Raw genomic sequence first — 18,931 nt, 5'->3', positions numbered from 1 at the left:
TAATCTAAGCTACCCATAGAGTATGGATAGCTAGAATCTGTTTTTAAAAACAGCAGAAATCATCACGGAAAGAACCTAATGGTATAAGGCTGTGATTTCTTGTAATCTGGAAATAACGAAAGATTTTTCCAAATAGGAGAATAAACCCCCTGCTTTAGGTCCTTTTTCCTTGTTTAAAAATCCCAGATATAAGGCTTTAAAAGCATCCGCTGGAGGGATGTTTAACTCTTTAGTAGTGGAGAAAATCACGGTTTGTAATGCTTCTGCTTCCCAAGGGGTAGCACATTCCAGATTTTCAGCTAACTTTTGAATATAAGTTACCTGTTCTGAACTTAACCCACGGGCTTTTTCTGGCACTTGTTCTAAGTACAAAACTAACTTTTCTTCCTCATCCGCATAATCTTCTAACCATCTTTGAGCTGAAGCAATTCTTTGATTGACAATAAATTGGTCATACTCAGTTAAAGAATTAGCACTACGTTGCACAACTTCATCTTGAATATTTAACCGAGGGATTTGCAACAAAGAAATTAATGTGCTGTAATCAAAAGGCTGAAAAACCTTCACCTCATCCCCTAGTTGAGCATAAAATAAAGACATTAACTCTTCAGTTAATTCAGGATTAACCTCATACTTACTAATTAAGGTATCATAATCCCGAAACAGTCGAGTAATGGTTTCATAATTGGGGGCAAAATTAATAACCGTTCTTGGCTGAGTTCTTAACATTAAAAACCTTAATAACTCAGGTGGTAATAAATTAGCAATTTCCCTAGCGCTAGAACCCACACCCTTAGAAGAACTCATTTTTGTGCCATTGACAAGAATAAATTCATAAGGTGAATGAAAGGGAGGTTGTTTCTCCAAAACTTGACGACAAATGGCATTAGCCACATCCCTAGAACCACCTTTTTGAGAGTGGTCTTTACCGGCCATTTCAATAGTTACACCCAAAACGTCCCACTTGGCTACCCATTCAACCTTCCAAGGTAATTTGCCATTACCATTAAGAGGAGACACCCAAGCAGAATGACCACAACCTTGAACATAATTAGTGGAGTCCGGTTGACAAGTGTAAAAAACCTCGGAACCGTTATAATCTGTAACCACAGTGGTAGCTATCTTGCCACAATTTTCACAAATCACCTGAAAAGGGTACCAGTTTTCTGGACGATCTGCTTTACTGACCTGTTTATACACTTGTCTAACCAGGTGAGCATTTTTTAAAAAGATGTTGATATGGGAATTAACTTTACCAGAACGATATAAATCACGTAGGAAATAGGTCTCTGGTTGGATTCCTAAATACTCAAAAATCTCAAAAAACTCACCAATGAAATATTTAGCATAGTCTGGCGCACCTTCCCCAGGAGAAGGGACATTACACAAGGGAAAACCCAAATAAGGTTTAAATTTTTCCCGGTCTAAATATTTGGGCACCGTATCTAAAGCGTCATAGTCATCCACACCATAGGTGAATTTTACAGGCTTACCTGCATGTTTCAAGGCACGGTAAATAACGTCATGGATAACTACACCCCGCAATGATCCGACGTGAACCCTTCCTGAAGGGGTTTTAGAATCATTAACTACCTGGTAACCTTGTGCATCAGCAGCGATTTTATCAGCCCAAAACATTTGACATTCTATTTTTTTACAGTTTTCCTATTGTAACCTATATTATATTTATCGGATAGCAATTGCTCATCTTTTTTCATCATTAGTCTCCGGGCAAAAATTGGTCATTCAACACCTGTTCAGGGGTAAAAGGACACTGGGATGGGAAAGTTTCCGGTGATAATCCAGTTTCTTCCATGGCCCAATCTACAGCGGGGAGGTAGGATTCTGAAAAAATCTTCTCATAATATTTTTTTAAATAGGGGTGTTTTTGGATAGATTTATTAATTCGGCGTCGATGTTCTTTAATACTAGCTTTCCAACTACCAGAACGCTTTTGGGGTTGATATTGCCACTTGAGTAAATGGGCTAAAATCACAATTAAATTGTTTTCTAAGGCATCTTTTAAACTACCGCCCATTTCGGAAATCTCTTCTATTAAGTTGTCAATATCTATATGGTCAAAATTGCCCTGTTTTAAATTGTCAATGGTTGATTCTAACCACAATTGATAGTTCTCTTCATGGAGAGATTTTATATTTGAACTTATATTTGAACTATTGCTCATTTAGTAGTTAACTCCCTTACTGCTTTTTTAGTTAGCTCCTCGATGGTTATTAACTCCGGTTGGGAGACTTCACCTATCATGCTCAACCATAAAAGATATTCAATATTCCCCGCAGGTCCTGTGATGGGAGAAAAAGTCAATCCCCTATAATTCCATCCCAGTTGTAAAGCGGTTTGTAAAACCTGGAAAATTGCCTGGGCATGGTCTTTAGCATCCCGTACTACTCCCTTTTTACCTACACGATTTTTGCCAACTTCAAACTGGGGTTTGACTAATAACACCGCCTCTTTTGGTATTTGAGTTAAACGCCAAACTGCAGGTAGAACTTTACTAAGAGAAATAAAAGAAACGTCTACAACTGCTAAATCAGCAAAGCTATCTAACCCTAGATATAATTGTTCTGGTTGTAATTCTCGTAAATTTGTTCTTTCTTTTAAAATCACCCTACCATCATTTCTGATTTTCCAGTCAACCTGTCCATAACCAACATCAATACCATACACCTGTTTGGCACCATTTTGTAATAGACAATCGGTAAAACCTCCCGTGGAAATTCCCCCATCTAAGCAAATGCGCTCCCTCACAGAAATTTCAAACAGTTTTATTGCTTTGGCCAGTTTTTCACCCCCACGAGAAACAAAGGGGGGACGCTCTTTAATTTGAATTTCCGCACTTATGTCTATTTCTGTTCCTGGTTTATCTATTATTTGTTGATTGACCATTACTTCCCCAGCTTGAATTAGTCTTTGAGCTTGCTGACGGGAAACACATAGTTCTAGTTTTAGTAATAATATGTCTAGTCTTTCTTTCATTTTTTTAATCCAACACAAAGGGTAAATTACATATTTTACCCTTTTTTATCTCTCTTCAGTTCACGAAACTGTAATTGTCACACCTAAGCTCTCATTACCCAGTCTATCTACCGCACATACTGCATAATTACCTGGTTGTACAGTTGCAAAAGTAGTACCAGCAGATAAAATTCTTTGTATTATCCAGGTATCCCCAGTTTGACGATAGAGAGTCCAAGAGCGTACAGATCTATTATCTCCCCTTTGCCAATTTAGTTTTCCATCTTGAAAGGTTATATTTTGAGGAGGCGGTGGAGGTGTTTGATTTCTCCATAACATAGTAGGAACGATGGAAGGACGAGGGTAATACACCTGTTTAAATTGATCCCCAATCCCTTGACGATTTTCCGCTAGGGATTTCATGCTGAAAAAGATATTCCCTAGGGAAAAATTTTCAGCCAGGTTGCGAGAAATGACAATTTGTTTTTCAATTTCTGAATTTTTCCATACTTTACCATCTAGTTGTCCAATATTATTACCAGCGTAAATATGTCGCTGTTTAGTGTTGACTTCTGTCCACCATTTTAGCAGGGTTTCATAACTTTGTTGTGTTTGATCTGTCCGCCAATATAGCTGAGGTGCTAAATAGTCAATCCAACCTTCCTGTAACCATTTTTTTGAATCAGCATACAGAACGCTATAGGGATCTAAACCCACAATTCCTGCTGGTTGTCCCGGACGGTAAATACCAAAGGGACTAATGCCAAATTTTACATGGGCTTTGATTTTTTTAATGCCTTCCGATAACCTCCACACCATTTGATTGACGTTCTCTCTTCGCCAATCTTCCACACTCAATTTACCACCGCTATTTTTATAAGCACTGTATGTCTTTTCGTCGGGAAATGATTGACCAGATATGGGATAGGGGTAAAAGTAATCATCTAGATGAATACCATCTACATCATAACGAGTTAGTACATCAATAATAACATTATAAGCTCTGTCTTGAACAATTTTGGCACCAGGATCCATCCATAACTGATTACCCCATCTATAAACCACTTCGGGATTAGTTATGGCTATATGGGGACTAACATTAGATCCACTTTTGGTGGTGGTTTTTGCTCGGTAGGGATTAAACCAGGCGTGAACTTCTATATTACGCTTATGGCATTCCTCAATGGCAAATTCCAGGGGATCGTAAATCGGTTCGGGAGCTTTGCCTTGAGTTCCTGTAATCCAAGCACTCCATGGTTCTATGGGGGAAGCATACACCGCGTCTCCCTCTGGACGTACTTGCAAGATTAGAGCGTTGAAGTTTAAGGATTGCAGTTGTTTGATGATTTCCAGTAGTTCAGTTTTCTGCTGCTCCACACTTAATCCCGGTTTAGATGGCCAATCACTGTTCCAGACTACTGTTATCCAGGCGCCCCGAAATTCCCTCTGGTGACTCACCTTTACAGTCTTGACCCCTAAAGGTAGTGTGACAATATATGGTGAATTAATCTTTTGCACTCTACCTAAGTACACAAGGGCTTGATACATCATCACCGCCACGTCTCCACGAGTCGCTCCACTTTGGGGGTTCAGTAGTTTGATATTCGGATAGTTCACTACTAAACTATTCCCAGATGCGATCGCAATAGAATTAATGGCATAACTGGGAATATTTGCTGCATCTTCATAGGCCTGTGCCAGTCTACCCACCAGTTCGGGGGAAAACTGACTGGCAATTCCCAAAGCATTAACTATAACAACTAATACATCGGCTCTGGACACCCTATCATTGGGACGGAAAGTTTGATCAGGATAACCTGTCATCACTCCTGTCTCATATACTCTTCTGATCGCATTTCTAGCCCAGTAGTTATCCGGAACGTCTTTAAACGTTATATATTCCCTTTTTACTGGTAAGTTGATAATCGCCCCCATCATGGCTGCAAACTCTCCACGACTGACGGGGTTATCTGGGCGAAATGTACCATCAAGGTAGCCATTGAGAATTCGCCTTTGGGCTAATGCGCGAATGAATAAACTTGCCCAATGATTTTCAATATCTCTGAATGATGTAGTGTTAGATACCATTTTTTTTAGCTCAAGCCCACTAATATATCTATCCCATACTATACACTTTACATGCGAACCACATACTAAGCCAACATTAATGCTAACTTAATAAATACATAAACTAATGTAAAAGGTAACTGACTTTGCACTAATTGTAAAACACATATTTTAACTTATTTCAATAAAACAAACAAAATACACCAAATTTTTGCATATAGAAAGTTACTATCAAGCTAATACCTGGTTTTAATCAATATATTTGATAGATAAAGTAAATCTTATAAAAACGAAGTAACTTTTATTACCTTAAAAACCACGAATTAAGATTGAGCTGATTTTTTGGCTATTTCACCACTAGTATTATTTAATCCGTTAATACGGCTTATGTATACTGCTATTAATTTCTTATCAATATATTTAGTTAATCATTCCAAATACTTTTATACTTTACATTTTATCAGATTGATGTACTTTTTATATCATTTAAATCACATTTTTCTTACTGAACCATAAATCCACCAGCCAGTTAAGATGGGACTTTTATGGTATTTTACAGGAATATAACCACCAAAATAGTACGTAGATTTCTATCAAAGCATATTTTTTATAACTAAATACTCTATAAAACTTGTGTTTCAAATATAACTCTCACTACTGTATGGGGAATTATTGTCGGATTTAACGATCAAGATATTAGCCCAGTCAGCTAAGAGCAGGTTAATATGGCTTCCTAAGAAAAAATTATTTACCATTTGAAAAAAAATGTTACACGTCCAAAAAGCTGATTTACAAAAGGTTTGGAGTGAAAAAAGAGAATAATGACAGGAAGCAACAAAGCCAGACCTACGGTAAATCCCTGATCCCCAATCCCAAAAATTCATGTTAGTGTAATCGGGTTACAAATCAAAAGTGAAAACGGAACGATTTCGCGTTGTCCTCTCGGTTACCAAAACCTGGTAAAAGACACAAGGACATCAAGAAGTAAAAAAAACAAAAGTTCTAGAGTCGCTTTAAAAACAAACTCATGAATCAAAAAAATTTGTGGACTACTGCTGCCGTGTTTCTATCTGTTGCGAGCCTACCTGCAATGGGTTTTACTCAAACAGCTAAGGGGAGTACCCCAATTAAACAAGCATCTACCAAAGGTGATGCGGTAAAAGTGGGAGAGTACCAGTCCCCAACACGGGAACCTGAGCTAGAGGGTGTGACCAGAATTCAACCACATAGCCTACAGGGTCGTCAAGCAGCAACTCTTTACATCCGAAATACTCCAGTTCTCACCTTTTTGGGTTCTCGCGGAGAAACAAAGGTGGGGAGTAGTAAAGTTGTAAAATACGGCAACGTAAACACCGGTAAGTCACCCCAAATTACCAGCGGGGGCGGTATTAGGGGTGCGAAGGAGTCTCCCAGATCCATTTTGGTCAATGACCCAGTATATAGAGCCAGCTTAGTAGCAGCGAAAATTAACCAGCTAGTGCTAGACAGTGCAGACGGTAGACAAGTTACCGTCAGTTGGAATCCCAAAGGGAAATATTCTACCAACAATCGTCCGAGTGGGAATAAAAGTGTACCCACTTCAGTAAATCCAGGTTATACAATTAGATTTGACGGCAAAGAGCTGGTGGAAATCAATGAATCCACCCGGTTAGCAGATGGTACAAACGATCTGGCAAAGGATGCCTTACAAGCAACCAATCATTTGAGAAAAATTCTGGGAGAAACAGCTGAGGTCAGGGAAATTGCCAACTTACCCAAGCCAGGAAATATATCTATACCCAAACTCCCCCAAAAAGTTGCTATTGGTGGGATCAGAATCAACTTTAGAGGTATGGCCTCCTGGTATGGTTATGATTGGGCTGGGAGAAAGACGGCCAACGGGGAAAGATTTAATCCGGAGGCCATGACCGCAGCCCATCGCAGTTTACCTCTGGGGACAAAAGTTCGTGTCACAAACACTCACAATGGTCGTTCCGTAGTGGTGCGAATTAATGACCGTGGACCATATATAGGTGGTCGAGTTATTGACCTTTCTGTGGGCGCCGCCCGAATCTTAGGGATGGTTAGTAGTGGTGTTGCTGCAGTACGGATTGAGGTTCTAGGTAGATAATACTTTTCCTCGACTCTACCTGTGCACTTATCCATACCTTGGCATAGCTCCGGAGGTGGCCAGGGAATTCAATTCCCTGGCTCGGAGATCAGGTTTTTTCATTGGAGATTATCAGCTATACCAGAACACTTTAAAGGAATTTTGTGCGTGTACTAACAACTATATCAAGTTTACGATGTTGCCTACAGGAGCGTCGTCAGCAAACAAATAATAAAAATAATACTCAATTATTGAGTGAACAAGCTCAGTGGTTTCCTACTCCTGTTGGGTTAGTGCCTACCATGGGCGCACTTCATATAGGTCATTTAAGCCTAATTCAAAGGGCTAGAGAAGAAAACCATACGGTAGTAGTCAGTGTTTTTGTTAATCCGCTTCAATTTGGACCTCAGGAAGATTATCAACGTTACCCTCGGACTTTAGATCAGGATAAATTACTTTGTGAACAAGCGGGAGTAGATGTTATTTTTGCACCTAGTCCTGAAGAAATGGGAATTTCTGGCAAACAAGAAAATCAGGTTACACAAGTTTTGCCTCCATCTGGTATGATTAACGGTTTATGTGCTAGTTATCGACCAGGACACTTTCAAGGTGTGACGACTATTGTCACCAAACTATTTAATGTGGTACAACCAGATCGAGCTTACTTTGGAAACAAGGATGGTCAGCAACTAGCTATTATTAAACGCCTAGTGGCTGACTTGAATTTTCCTATAGAAATTGTTGCTTGTCCAACAGTACGAGAAGCTTCAGGTTTAGCTTTGAGTTCTCGTAATCAGTATTTGACTGACACCGAAAAAGAGCAAGCTGTCTTATTGCATCAAAGCTTAGTTGAAGCCAAGACAGCTTTCAAATCTGGTATTCGCCATAGTGATCAGCTTCTAGGAATAGTCCAAGCTGAAATAGCAAAATCTACGAATATCTACGTGGAATATATTGAATTAGTTGAACCAAGTACACTAATGCCTTTAAACGAAATTCAGGAAGAAGGAATGTTGGCGATCGCAGCCCGCATTGGTAATACAAGACTAATTGACAACACAATTTTATCTGATGTGAAGACTAGACAACCAATTATCGCCATTGACGGTCCCGCTGGTGCTGGTAAATCTACTGTAGCTAAACAAGTGGCAACACAGTTAGGGCTAGTGTATTTAGATACAGGAGCTATGTATAGAGCCATAACCTGGTTAGTGTTACAAACCGGCACTGATCCTGAAGATGAACAGGCGATCGCCTGTTTAGCGAGAGAGTGTAAAATAGAACTGATTGCCACGGAAAATCCAGAAATTCCGCTAGAGGTATGGATAAACAATCATAATGTTACCAAAGAGATACGCAGTGGAGAAGTAACAGCAAAAGTATCAGGTGTATCTGGTCAAAGTGCGGTTCGTCAGTTCCTAGTGAGAGAACAGCAAAAATGGGGTGAGAAAGGGGGTTTAGTCGCTGAAGGGAGAGACATTGGTACTAATGTTTTTCCTGATGCGGAAGTAAAAATATTTCTTACAGCTTCAGTAGAGGAGCGGGCCCGTCGTCGCCAGCAAGACTTTATTAAACAGGGGCGAGGCGAAGTGAGTTTAGAGCAGTTGAAGCAAGAGATTCAGGAAAGGGACGAAAAAGATAGCACCAGAAAGATTTCCCCTTTGAGAAAAGCGTCAGACGCGTTAGAAATAGAAACTGATGGACTCAGTGCGGAGGAGGTAACGGCGAAAATTGTGGATTGTTATCATAACTTATACCTGTAACGTTGATTGCTTCTATTATAGAGTTGAAGCGATCGCCTAAGCACACCTTGTCTTTTGAATAGGGACATAACTTTGATAACGGGTGCCACTGTAATTGATGTAACAGCAGTGTTAAAGTGTTTAGCCATGGTGAAGTTTTTAAAAAATAACCTTACCGATTCTATTCTAGAACCGATATTTTTAACATTCAAAACTTCTGCTTATATAAATAATTCCTGTTGTTGAAAATTAGATTCTGCCATACGACTATTAGCTAGATTAACATAATCAGGATTGATTTCAATTCCTAAATAATGACGATTTAAATTTTTAGCTGCTAAACAAGTTGTACCACTACCACAAAAAGGATCAAGGACAAAATCTCCTTCTTTACTTAATAACTTAATAAGTTCCTGAATAATATATAAAGGATAAACTGCTGGATGATGATTATTTTTAGTTACTTCTACCGGACTTTCTATAATATCCTTTTTCATGGCATTTCCTAAAATTCTAATAATAGTAAATCCATTATTTTTGATTTGGTTATTTCTACCTCCATTTTGACCACCATAAGCCAATTTATGCACGCCGTTTATTTTCATTCTAAATCCTTCAATGTCGCCATTATGCACTGCTGAAATTGCCTCGTTTAATGCTTTAATGGCATTTGCTTTTTGTTCTGCACTCGAGTCAGAATTTTTAATTAATTCCAGGTATTTTTTACCTAATTTATCTGATGGTTTAGTTTTTGCTGTTTTATTGAATGTATCTAAATGTTGTAAATAATTATCTAGATTAAAATAGTAATCTTTAGATTTAGCAAATATGAAAAAAGGTTCTGTAGCTTGTATTAACTTTTTTTTATCCTGACGTGGTGTAGGGTTAAGTTTTGACCAAGTAATCTGATTAATCAAAAAAATATTATTATTTTCAGTAGCTTGAATAGCAAATTTATAAGGTATGAGGGATAAACTTCCATTAATATATTTATCTCCCAAATTAAAAACTATTGCTCCTGTGCTTTTCAAAACTCTTACACATTCTTGAAAAACAGTTAGTATATTGTTTAAATATTCTGCTTCTGTGGATTCATTACCGATTTCTAAATCACCATTGCCATAATTACGCTGCTGAAAATATGGAGGTGAGGTAATAATTAAATCAAAAGTATCATTTTCTATTTGTTTAAGAACAGATAAGTTATCACCAAAGATAATTTTATTTTTAAAGTGTGATATTTCTTGTAATGGCATATTTATAAGCATAAAATTGGAATTAAACATGAACGTAAGTTGGGTGAGGCTTGCCATTGCACGCTTAAAGCCCTTACGTTCTCCCCATATACTTGCCATGATTGCTGGCCATTCAGGGGATAGGGTTCCACATTGTCCAGAGGTACACTCTCAAATCTAATCTCCCTACAGCGCCATCCACATCTTGCCATTCTCCGGTAACTGGATGGATGGCGAAACCAGGATTTTCAGTGGGTAGGTTAGGGTCTGGGTATAGTTGCTGCTGTAGTGGCAGGAATTGGGTGGGTTCTGGTTCGATGAATACCAATTGTTTTAGATCCCCCTTTGGTTATTTGTTTTGTAATGATAGGTTAGGGTTCTGGTTAAATATAATATTAACCTGGTAATAAAAACTTTGTCTTCTGTCTATAGGAATAGTTACATCTATCTTTGGACAGAAAAATCAGTAATTAACGAAGAAAGTGCGAAGGTCAACAAAAAACGGTTGGCACTTCTTCTGCTGTACGTAAGCTTGACCTTCGTAAGAAGGAATAGGTATTGCGACAATTGGTTGACAACCAAAAAAAGGTGTGTTATGGTAGTGTCCTGACCTTCTTAAGAAGGAATAGGTATTGCGACTAGAAACCCCCCAGCCACAAACACATCCGCATTAGACTTAAATAGTCTTGACCTTCGTAAGAAGGAATAGGTGTTGTGACGTAATAAGGCTGTTGGAAACAACCTTATTACGTGACATTCATCAGGGTGCAAAGACGCCTGAAATTGTCTACCCAGAAAGTGACGGTCAACCGATGGCGGACAATACTAGACGATTGTCAAAGTCAACCGCCCCACCCACAAGGGGATGGGGTTTTGCGCTCGATCAATAAATTATTACCTGCACGACAGCTTACCCTTGGGGGTCTTAAGCTGGGTTCAATTTTTTACCAGATGATAACTCATTCTTAACCTTTTAATTATTAATCTTTGCTATTGTAGTCAGATATTGTCAAACAATATGTTACGGCTTTAGCCAAAGGGTGATAGGCTCTTAAAATTGCCTTTAAACCATATAGCTAAAGCTTGTAGAGCTTAATAACTGATTATAAAGTCTAACAATTATTAAGATGTCACTATTTAACATTGCAGTAACTAACCTTTACTAATAACCCCTTCTGGCATTTCTGGCAATGAACCCTACTGAAAATATCATCCATCTACCAAGAAAGCATTTGCCGCAACAGATACTCACCCAGCACTCAATCATTCCGGTCAGAAATGATGTTCTGTGGCGGATTGAGCGTGGTGTAGTGCGCACCTTGACCTGGAATGAAGAGGGCACGGGTATTACCCTAGGTTACTGGGGACCTGGAGATATTACTGGTCATGCTTTGTCAAAAGTCACACCTTATCAAATTCAGTGTTTAACTAGTGTAGAAGCAACAATCATACCTCCCCATTTGTGGCATGAACACATTGAGTGCTTGCTATCCCACATTCAACAGACAGAACAAATTTTACATATTTTGCATTGTAAGCCCACGTCGTTAAGATTGTGGCATTTTTTGCTGTGGTTAGGGGATAAATTTGGTAGGGATTTGGAACAGGGCAAGTTGATTGATTTGAACCTGACCCATCAAGATATTTCAGAGGTGTTGAACACAACCAGGGTGACAATTACCAGACTGTTGCAGAAATTTGAGGTCCAGGGAAAAATATCACGTCACAAACGCAGTATTATTCTCCGGTTGAGCCAGGTAGAATAGCCATTCTGGCTTGGAGATAGCCAAGGCTATAAAAAATTAAAATTTATAATTTGTGTTCCGGAACAAAAATAGTGTATAGTAGTCAGTAAGGGTATGATATGTAAATTCCCCGAACCATCAATGGATTTGATGATAGGGATTTAAATCTTCCTGATTTTCTTTAGGTGTGAGAAAAGGTAAAAACATGACAAAACTATTTTGGAGTGTTCTCAGAGTGAGTCCGGTTGTTGCAGCTACCATCCTTTCTGCCAACAGCGTATTAGCAAATGAAGTGAAAGAGCCAACCACCAGCGTTGCTCAATTGTCGTCTGATAAGATTAGTCAAACAACTTCTGTTTCTCAGTTTCGTGACGTCCAGCCAAGAGATTGGGCGTTCCAAGCATTGCAATCCTTAGTTGAGCGTTATAATTGTATTTCTGGTTATCCCGATGGTACATTCCGTGGTAACCGCACCCTAAACCGCTTTGAATTCGCGGCTAGTTTAAACGCTTGTTTAGAAAGAGTTAGTGAGCTAATTGCTTCTTCAACGGCTGATGCAGTTAAAAGAGAAGATTTGGCCACCTTACAGCGTTTACAAGAAGAATTTTCCGCTGAATTGGCTACTCTCCGTGGTCAAGTTGATGCGTTGGAAGCACGTACTGGTGAGTTGGAAGCTAATCAGTTCTCCACCACCACCAAGTTGAAGGGTGAAGCTATTTTTGGTCTTACCCAAGCTTTTGGAGACCGTGTAGCTGGCGGTACCGAGAAAATTAATTCCAACTTCACGTTCTCTGACCGGGTAAGGTTGACTTTGGAAAGCAGCTTTAGCGGTAAGGATAAGTTGCAAACTAGGTTAAATGCTGGGAATATTCGCAGTCTAGCTAGCAATGCTGCTGCAGGTGGCACGGGTACTAACATGGCTCGTTTGGGTTATGACAGCACTGCGGATAACGCGCTTTCAGTTGATAAACTCAACTACGCCTTCAACCCCCTTCCCAATCTTAGTGTGAAGGTTGATGCCATAGGTGCTGACCTAGATGACAACTTTGAAGCCTTTAACCCTGACTTTAAGAGCAGTGGATCAGGTTCCATCTCCCGTTACGGACGTTTTAGTCCCATCTATCGTCAAGCTCGTGGTGGATCTGGTATCGCACTGAACCTCAAAGCTAATGACGCTATCACCCTGGGTGCTGGTTACTATGCTAGAGGTAGTGCTACTGCGTCTGACCCGGGTCCCAATAAAGGACTTTTTGAGGGCGACAGTACCATTATTGGTCAGTTGGCGTTTAAGCCGAATCAGGCTATCAATCTCGGATTAACCTACGCCCATGTTTACCAAACATCTGGTGGGTTTAGTGGTGGGTTTGACAGTACTGGTGGTGGTGCTGCTGTAGGTACTGTAGGTACAACATTAAATGCAAGATTAAATGGAAAAGTCGAAACCAGTAACTACGGTGTGGCATTGAACCTAAAAGCTACTCCTAGCATTTCATTAGGTGGTTGGGCAGGCTACACAACTGTGAGCACCTTGGGAGGTACTCCCACCAGTGGAGATGTGTGGTACTGGGCTGGTAATGTGGCAATTAAAGACTTCCTGAGAGAAGGCAACACCCTTGGTTTCGTCTTCGGTCAACCTCCCAAATTCACTGGCGGTAAGAGTGGAGGTACTAATATAAACGGAGAAACTGATACTTCCTTACACGTAGAAGGCTTGTATAAAATCAAAGTTTCTGACAACGTTCTCATTACCCCAGGTGTGTTAGTCATCCTAGATCCTGAACACAACAAAAATAACCCCAATATCTATGTAGGTACACTGCGTACCACCTTCAGCTTCTAAGCTCAACATTGACTTAGTAACCTGTTAAACTCTAATAACCCGCCCTAGGGCGGGTTATTATTTGGAACCTATTTTGCCAGGATTAGGTCATACTATCCAAGACAATTATTGGTAATATCTTATGAGTGGTCTAATAACTTGGAAATCAACTGCTGCTGCATTAATGACCATAGCCATTAACACAGGGGCTGTTATTCCCTGGATCTACCCTAATCCTGCTCAAGCACAATTTAACTTTAACCAACCGCGCACGATTACCATTCCAGCTAATGTGACCCTACCTGTAACCTATGAAAAAGAAAAAATAATTCTCCAACCAGGGGAAAGAATACCCCTGACCCTGAGAATAGCTAATGATATTATGGATAGTAATAGAAATATCTTAATCCCTGCTAATAGCGAGGTAACAGGAGAATTGACACCGGTTAATTTAGGTGGCAATAATAGAAGGGGGGTAAGATTCGTCGCTACAGAATTGGTGTTTCCTAATGGTAAAACCCAACCAATTAGTGCCAACTCCAGAACCATCACTAAAACTGAAACCATCACTAAGGGAAGTAACACTGGTCAAATTCTAACCGATGCTGCTATTGGTGCTGGTGCTGCAACCTTGATAGCTCTGGTCACTGGTAATAAAAAGGTGGAGGTTTTAGAACCCATTGGTGGTGCAGCAGCGGGCGCTTTAGCCAGTGTGTTACTGAGAAAAAACAGGGCTGATGTGTTTGTTCTACGCCCAGAACAGGATTTGGCTATTACATTAACTAGCAATCTGGTGCTATCCCGCTAATATTCCTTAAATCATAAGCAGGAGCGTAACCCATGGGGGTGTTGGGTTTCATACTTCAACCCAACCTACGTTCATCTTATATTTAATTCCACTTACCCACTTGGGGGAAGGTGTCAAATCTTCCCCCACATTAGGGATTAGTAGTCCAAGTCTCCACTAGCAGGAGCAGCTTCCTTCTCGCTAATATTCCTTAAATCATAAGCAGGAGCGTAACCCATGGGGGTGTTGGGTTTCATACTTCAACCCAACCTACGTTCATCTTATATTTAATTCCACTTACCCACTTGGGGGAAGGTGTCAAATCTTCCCCCACATTAGGGATTAGTAGTCCAAGTCTCCACTAGCAGGAGCAGCTTCCTTCTCGCTAATATTCCTTAAATCATAAGTAGGAGCGTAACCCATGGGGGTGTTGGGTTTCATACTTCAACCCAACCTACGTTCTACGTTCATCTTATATTTAATTCCACTTACCCACTTGGGGGAAGGTGTCAAATCTTCCCCCACATTAGGGATTAGTAGTCGAAATCTCCACCACCCATACCAGCACCACCAGCAGGAGCAGCTTCCTTGGGATCTGGTTTGTCAACCACAATACACTCGGTTGTTAGTACCATACCAGCAATAGAAGCAGCATTTTGCAGTGCGGAACGGGTTACCTTCGCAGGATCTACAATACCCGCAGCTAACATGTCAACGAATTCGTTGGTAGAAGCGTTAAACCCTACGTTGAACTCTTTCTCTTTCACTCTTTCAGCAATTACAGCACCGTTTTGTCCAGCGTTTTCTGCAATTCTCTTTAAAGGAGCAGGTAAGGCACGGGCAACTATTAAAGCACCTGTTAACTCTTCACTGGTTAAGGTTTTATTGGCCCATTCCTCTAAGTGGGGTGCTAGGTGAGCTAGGGTTGTACCACCACCAGGAACTATGCCTTCTTCTACAGCAGCTTTGGTAGCATTGATAGCGTCTTCTAAACGCAGCTTCTTATCCTTCATTTCGGTTTCGGTAGCTGCACCAACTTTGACTACTGCTACACCACCAGAGAGTTTGGCTAGACGCTCTTGCAGTTTTTCTTTGTCATAGGAAGATTCAGTTTCATCCATTTGACGACGGATTTGTTCGCAACGAGCTTTTACTGCAGCTTCATTACCTTCAGCTACAACGGTGGTGTTGTCTTTGGTAATGGTGATGCGGCGCGCTTTACCTAAACTATCTAGTTTGGTGTTTTCTAGTTTTAAACCAGCATCTTCTGTGATTACTTGTCCACCAGTTAGAACTGCAATATCTTCTAACATGGCTTTACGACGATCCCCAAAACCAGGAGCTTTCACTGCTGCTACGTTCAGTACGCCGCGTAGACGGTTAACTACTAGGGTAGCTAGAGCTTCTTTTTCAATGTCTTCAGCAATGATGACTAGGGGTTTACCTTGACGTGCTACTTGCTCTAACACAGGTACTAAATCCTGCACTAGGGCAATCTTCTTGTCGGTAAGAAGAATATAAGGATCGTCAAATACTGCTTCCATGCGCTCAGCGTCGGTAGCAAAATAAGGGGAAATATAACCCTTATCAAAACGCATACCTTCGGTGATTTCCAATTCTGTGGTCATGGATTTCCCTTCTTCCAAGGAAATCACACCCTCTTTACCCACTTTATCCATTGCTTCCGCAATCATTTGACCCACTTCTTCATCGTTACCAGCAGAAATGGAGCCTACTTGTGCAATGGCTTTGGAATCTTCCACGGGACGAGCATGTTCCGCAATCTTGTCTACTAAGAATGCTGTGGCTTTATCAATACCACGCTTTAACTGAATCGCATTAGCACCAGCAGCAACGTTACGGAGACCTTCCTTCACAATTGCATGGGCCAATACGGTGGCTGTGGTGGTACCATCACCAGCAGCATCGTTGGTTTTAGAAGCAGCTTGGCGAATCAAGGAAACGCCTGTGTTCTCAATATGGTCTTCTAATTCAATTTCTTTAGCAATGGTGACACCATCATTAACAATTTGTGGTGCGCCAAATTTCTTCTCTAGAACTACGTTACGTCCTTTGGGACCTAGGGTCACAGCTACAGCTTCGGCCAAAATGTCAATACCTTTTTCCAAAGCTCGACGGGCGTTTTCGTTGTAAATGATGCGCTTTGCCATAATCTGTTTACTTCTTGAATTGCTTATGTGTTAACTATCAACTTTTTAGGGTAGCTTCTAGGGTAGTTCGTTCTCCTACCCAACTACTATTACCCAACTACTGCTAGAATGTCTTTTTCAGAAAGTAGTACAAATTCGTCTGTACCCAGTTTGATGTCTGTACCTGCATACTTGGAATATAGTACTTTGTCCCCTACTTTCAGCTCAATTTCTTGACGGGTTCCGTCATCATTACGCTTACCAGGTCCTAAAGCTACTACTTCCCCTACCTGGGGCTTTTCTTTTGCTGTGTCGGGCAAATATAAACCACCTGCTGTCTTTTCTTCAGCTGCTGTGACTTTTACAAACACGCGATCGCCTAGGGGCTTAACTGTGGATACGCTTAGAGATACTGCTGCCATATTTTTTCCTTATCTTTAAATGTCGTTGATTAGCACTCTCAACTCCTGAGTGCTAATGTACCGAAAAAAGACCACAAATGGCAACAATCTTATCTGTACGGTTTTCCGAACCAGATAAATTCTCAATAGGTGAGGAAAACGGAATCAACTAGATTTTTGCCTTTCTACACTGTATTTAGCTATATTTATTACCTGCTAATCAAGCGTAAATACTGAATTATTTTAGTTGTCTGGTTCTGTTGCGTAAGTAGTGAATATTTTTATATGAACAACTTTATTTCCAAATGAGGAAAATTGTTATAGAAATGTAGTCAAGGAATCGCTGAATGAGTAACAATACAGGAGTTCCCAACTTTTGGCTATTGGTGCAACCAAATTTCGTCAATTTCCACATTCTACTTGCAGGAGAAAACTAGATGCAGTTAGTTAAAACGCATCCCATTTACAAAAATGATAAGTATTGGCAGGGATGTGATTTAATCTGCTTTAGAGCCAAAAGTCTCTACAATTTGTGTACCTATTATCTAAGGCAGTCTTTCTTTAAAACAGGCAAGATACTCTCTAGTGGGAAGCTGTATAGCTTAGTGTTTAGTTCCAGAGCTTATCAGGAGATGGCAGTTACTCACAGAGGTTTGTCAGTCATTAGACAGGTATTACAAAGGTGGAAAAATTATATCAGATCTTGGCAAGATTGGCAAGCTAATCCATCTAAATATGTGGATCCACCAAAAATTCCCAATTACAAACACAAAATTAAGGGACGCTTTCCAATTGTCGTATACAATGTATATCAGGGTTGTCCAACCATGGATCAACCATCCCTGGTCCAAGGAATGTGCCAGTTATTTGAGGGTCTATTTGAGGGTGATGTGAACGATTCCATTGGTAAGGCTAGAAAACTGGTAGAAGCCATGATTATTCCCAGGAATAATGGCTCATATCTCCTCAAATTCATTTATGAGGTGCAAGAGCCTACAACTAGGTCTACACGAGTTATAGCTGGTATAGACCTAGGAGTTAATAACCTGGTTGCCTTAACAACTAATAGTTCAACTATTAGACCTTTATTGGTGAATGGTAAACCGTTAAAATCCCTCAATCGACTGTTCAACAGAAAGCTGGATCTAATAGGATCCTATCAGTCTGAGAGTCAACCTAGTCAAAGATTGGGTGGGATAACCACCAAACATCATAACCGATTAGATAACTATCTTCATCAGACCTCCTCTATCGTAATCAATTATCTCAAGTCTAATGGTATTAAAACCTTAGTAGTGGGAAAGAACGATGAATGGGAAAAAGAGACTAGGATGGGTACAAGCAAGAGACACAACTTTATGCCAATACCCCATAGTAGACTCATTGATATACTGAAACATAAATGCCGACTAGCACAGATTGAACTAATCACAGTTAATGAGGCATATACCAGCAAGTGCTCTGCTTGGGATTTTGAACCCATAGCAAAACATCAAAAATACTTGGGGGAACGATTACATCGAGGACTATTTAGATCCGCTAATGGTCAGGTTATTAATGCAGACCTCAATAGTAGCCTGAACATAATTAGAATGTATTCCTCAGAGGCGTTAACTGCCGAGAGGATAGGGAGTTGTGGCGTTCAACCACTAAAGGTGAATCCTTTAGCAAGAGTTAAACAGATATAGAAATGTAAAATCGGTTCTCCAATTTTATTTTCTTGTGTGATTTAACTTCAACGCTAAAACTTGGATATTGTATGGGCAATAGTAACCTAATAGAAATGCGGGTAGGGTTGTAAAAATCATCTTTAGCTCAACACTGAACTTGTCAAAATGATTGAATCAGATTCTTGCACCCGCTTCTGGCAAAGGAAAATATAATAGCGCATTATAAATACTTTTGCTCTCCGTATCCTTA

15 protein-coding genes are annotated in these 18,931 nt (G+C 40.1%); 6 read left to right on the top strand and 9 right to left on the bottom strand.

The annotated features are described in order from the left end of the window. Positions 1-75 precede the first annotated feature (75 nt). The 4 genes from lysS to C6N34_RS06775 all read right to left on the bottom strand — a co-directional run bounded on the left by lysS (position 76) and on the right by C6N34_RS06775 (position 5,064). A complete protein-coding gene (lysS, locus tag C6N34_RS06790; RefSeq protein ID WP_115538607.1) occupies positions 76-1,638 on the bottom strand; it encodes a lysine--tRNA ligase in 1,563 nt (520 codons plus the stop codon). A gap of 82 nt (positions 1,639-1,720) precedes the next feature. Next, complete coding sequence (locus C6N34_RS06785) at positions 1,721-2,185, bottom strand: DUF29 domain-containing protein (RefSeq protein WP_057177894.1); 465 nt, start codon at positions 2,183-2,185, stop codon at positions 1,721-1,723. Next, on the bottom strand, positions 2,182-2,997 hold the full coding sequence (locus tag C6N34_RS06780) for a TlyA family RNA methyltransferase (protein WP_115538606.1): 816 nt from the start codon (positions 2,995-2,997) through the stop codon (positions 2,182-2,184). The genes C6N34_RS06785 and C6N34_RS06780 overlap by 4 nt, the downstream gene beginning before the upstream one ends. Positions 2,998-3,057: 60 nt before the next feature. Further along, positions 3,058-5,064 (bottom strand): glycoside hydrolase family 10 protein, encoded by a 2,007-nt coding sequence (locus C6N34_RS06775; RefSeq protein ID WP_115538605.1) that lies wholly within the window; start codon positions 5,062-5,064, stop codon positions 3,058-3,060. A gap of 1,006 nt (positions 5,065-6,070) precedes the next feature. Here C6N34_RS06775 and C6N34_RS06770 point away from each other — a divergent pair. Next, entirely contained in the window at positions 6,071-7,153 is a 1,083-nt protein-coding gene (locus tag C6N34_RS06770; protein ID WP_057177891.1) for a septal ring lytic transglycosylase RlpA family protein, read from the top strand. A gap of 143 nt (positions 7,154-7,296) precedes the next feature. Next, complete coding sequence (locus C6N34_RS06765; protein ID WP_115538604.1) at positions 7,297-8,895, top strand: bifunctional pantoate--beta-alanine ligase/(d)CMP kinase; 1,599 nt, start codon at positions 7,297-7,299, stop codon at positions 8,893-8,895. Here C6N34_RS06765 and C6N34_RS06760 read toward each other — a convergent pair. From C6N34_RS06760 to C6N34_RS06750, 3 genes are all read right to left on the bottom strand, one after another. After that, positions 8,877-9,023 carry a hypothetical protein gene (locus C6N34_RS06760; protein WP_181884031.1) on the bottom strand — a complete coding sequence of 49 codons (147 nt, stop codon included), beginning with the start codon at positions 9,021-9,023 and terminating at the stop codon, positions 8,877-8,879. The two genes, C6N34_RS06765 and C6N34_RS06760, sit on opposite strands and share 19 nt — an antisense overlap. A 72-nt stretch (positions 9,024-9,095) precedes the next feature. Then, positions 9,096-10,229, bottom strand: coding sequence for a DNA-methyltransferase (locus C6N34_RS06755; protein WP_236107458.1), 1,134 nt, complete (start codon positions 10,227-10,229; stop codon positions 9,096-9,098). 13 nt (positions 10,230-10,242) lie between these two features. Further along, positions 10,243-10,437 carry a hypothetical protein gene (locus C6N34_RS06750; RefSeq protein WP_115538603.1) on the bottom strand — a complete coding sequence of 65 codons (195 nt, stop codon included), beginning with the start codon at positions 10,435-10,437 and terminating at the stop codon, positions 10,243-10,245. Positions 10,438-11,299: 862 nt separating this feature from the next. Here C6N34_RS06750 and C6N34_RS06745 point away from each other — a divergent pair. From C6N34_RS06745 to C6N34_RS06735, 3 genes are all read left to right on the top strand, one after another. Further along, a complete protein-coding gene (locus tag C6N34_RS06745) occupies positions 11,300-11,875 on the top strand; it encodes a Crp/Fnr family transcriptional regulator (RefSeq protein ID WP_115538602.1) in 576 nt (191 codons plus the stop codon). 184 nt (positions 11,876-12,059) lie between these two features. Next, entirely contained in the window at positions 12,060-13,694 is a 1,635-nt protein-coding gene (locus tag C6N34_RS06740; protein ID WP_115538601.1) for an iron uptake porin, read from the top strand. A gap of 121 nt (positions 13,695-13,815) precedes the next feature. Next, positions 13,816-14,481: a conjugal transfer protein TrbI gene (locus tag C6N34_RS06735; protein ID WP_115538600.1), complete on the top strand. Its 666-nt coding sequence runs from the start codon at positions 13,816-13,818 to the stop codon at positions 14,479-14,481. 512 nt (positions 14,482-14,993) lie between these two features. Here C6N34_RS06735 and groL read toward each other — a convergent pair. Both groL and groES read right to left on the bottom strand, forming a co-directional pair. Beyond that, a complete protein-coding gene (gene groL / locus C6N34_RS06730) occupies positions 14,994-16,631 on the bottom strand; it encodes a chaperonin GroEL (protein ID WP_115538599.1) in 1,638 nt (545 codons plus the stop codon). An 89-nt stretch (positions 16,632-16,720) separates the two neighbouring features. Beyond that, positions 16,721-17,032 carry a co-chaperone GroES gene (gene groES / locus C6N34_RS06725; protein ID WP_006278399.1) on the bottom strand — a complete coding sequence of 104 codons (312 nt, stop codon included), beginning with the start codon at positions 17,030-17,032 and terminating at the stop codon, positions 16,721-16,723. A gap of 416 nt (positions 17,033-17,448) precedes the next feature. On the opposite strand from groES, the gene C6N34_RS06720 reads away from it, so the two are divergent. Continuing rightward, positions 17,449-18,699: an RNA-guided endonuclease InsQ/TnpB family protein gene (locus C6N34_RS06720; RefSeq protein ID WP_115538598.1), complete on the top strand. Its 1,251-nt coding sequence runs from the start codon at positions 17,449-17,451 to the stop codon at positions 18,697-18,699. Positions 18,700-18,931 lie beyond the last annotated feature (232 nt).

Origin of the sequence: Cylindrospermopsis raciborskii Cr2010 (assembly GCF_003367075.2) — a bacterium.
Lineage (GTDB): Bacteria > Cyanobacteriota > Cyanobacteriia > Cyanobacteriales > Nostocaceae > Raphidiopsis > Raphidiopsis raciborskii.
Note: the sequence above shows the minus strand (reverse complement) of the source record. Positions and strands in the feature narration are given on the sequence as shown.

What these genes read in the sequence shown, in the direction of transcription:
- C6N34_RS06745 (WP_115538602.1), top strand. Translation starts at nt 11,300, where the DNA reads ATGAACCCTACTGAAAATATCATCCATCTACCAAGAAAGCATTTGCCG.
- C6N34_RS06770 (WP_057177891.1), top strand. Translation starts at nt 6,071, where the DNA reads ATGAATCAAAAAAATTTGTGGACTACTGCTGCCGTGTTTCTATCTGTT.
- C6N34_RS06775 (WP_115538605.1), bottom strand. Translation starts at nt 5,064, where the DNA reads ATGGTATCTAACACTACATCATTCAGAGATATTGAAAATCATTGGGCA.
- C6N34_RS06735 (WP_115538600.1), top strand. Translation starts at nt 13,816, where the DNA reads ATGAGTGGTCTAATAACTTGGAAATCAACTGCTGCTGCATTAATGACC.
- C6N34_RS06755 (WP_236107458.1), bottom strand. Translation starts at nt 10,229, where the DNA reads ATGGCAAGTATATGGGGAGAACGTAAGGGCTTTAAGCGTGCAATGGCA.
- C6N34_RS06740 (WP_115538601.1), top strand. Translation starts at nt 12,060, where the DNA reads ATGACAAAACTATTTTGGAGTGTTCTCAGAGTGAGTCCGGTTGTTGCA.
- groES (WP_006278399.1), bottom strand. Translation starts at nt 17,032, where the DNA reads ATGGCAGCAGTATCTCTAAGCGTATCCACAGTTAAGCCCCTAGGCGAT.
- C6N34_RS06785 (WP_057177894.1), bottom strand. Translation starts at nt 2,185, where the DNA reads ATGAGCAATAGTTCAAATATAAGTTCAAATATAAAATCTCTCCATGAA.
- groL (WP_115538599.1), bottom strand. Translation starts at nt 16,631, where the DNA reads ATGGCAAAGCGCATCATTTACAACGAAAACGCCCGTCGAGCTTTGGAA.
- lysS (WP_115538607.1), bottom strand. Translation starts at nt 1,638, where the DNA reads ATGTTTTGGGCTGATAAAATCGCTGCTGATGCACAAGGTTACCAGGTA.
- C6N34_RS06780 (WP_115538606.1), bottom strand. Translation starts at nt 2,997, where the DNA reads ATGAAAGAAAGACTAGACATATTATTACTAAAACTAGAACTATGTGTT.
- C6N34_RS06760 (WP_181884031.1), bottom strand. Translation starts at nt 9,023, where the DNA reads ATGGCTAAACACTTTAACACTGCTGTTACATCAATTACAGTGGCACCC.
- C6N34_RS06720 (WP_115538598.1), top strand. Translation starts at nt 17,449, where the DNA reads ATGCAGTTAGTTAAAACGCATCCCATTTACAAAAATGATAAGTATTGG.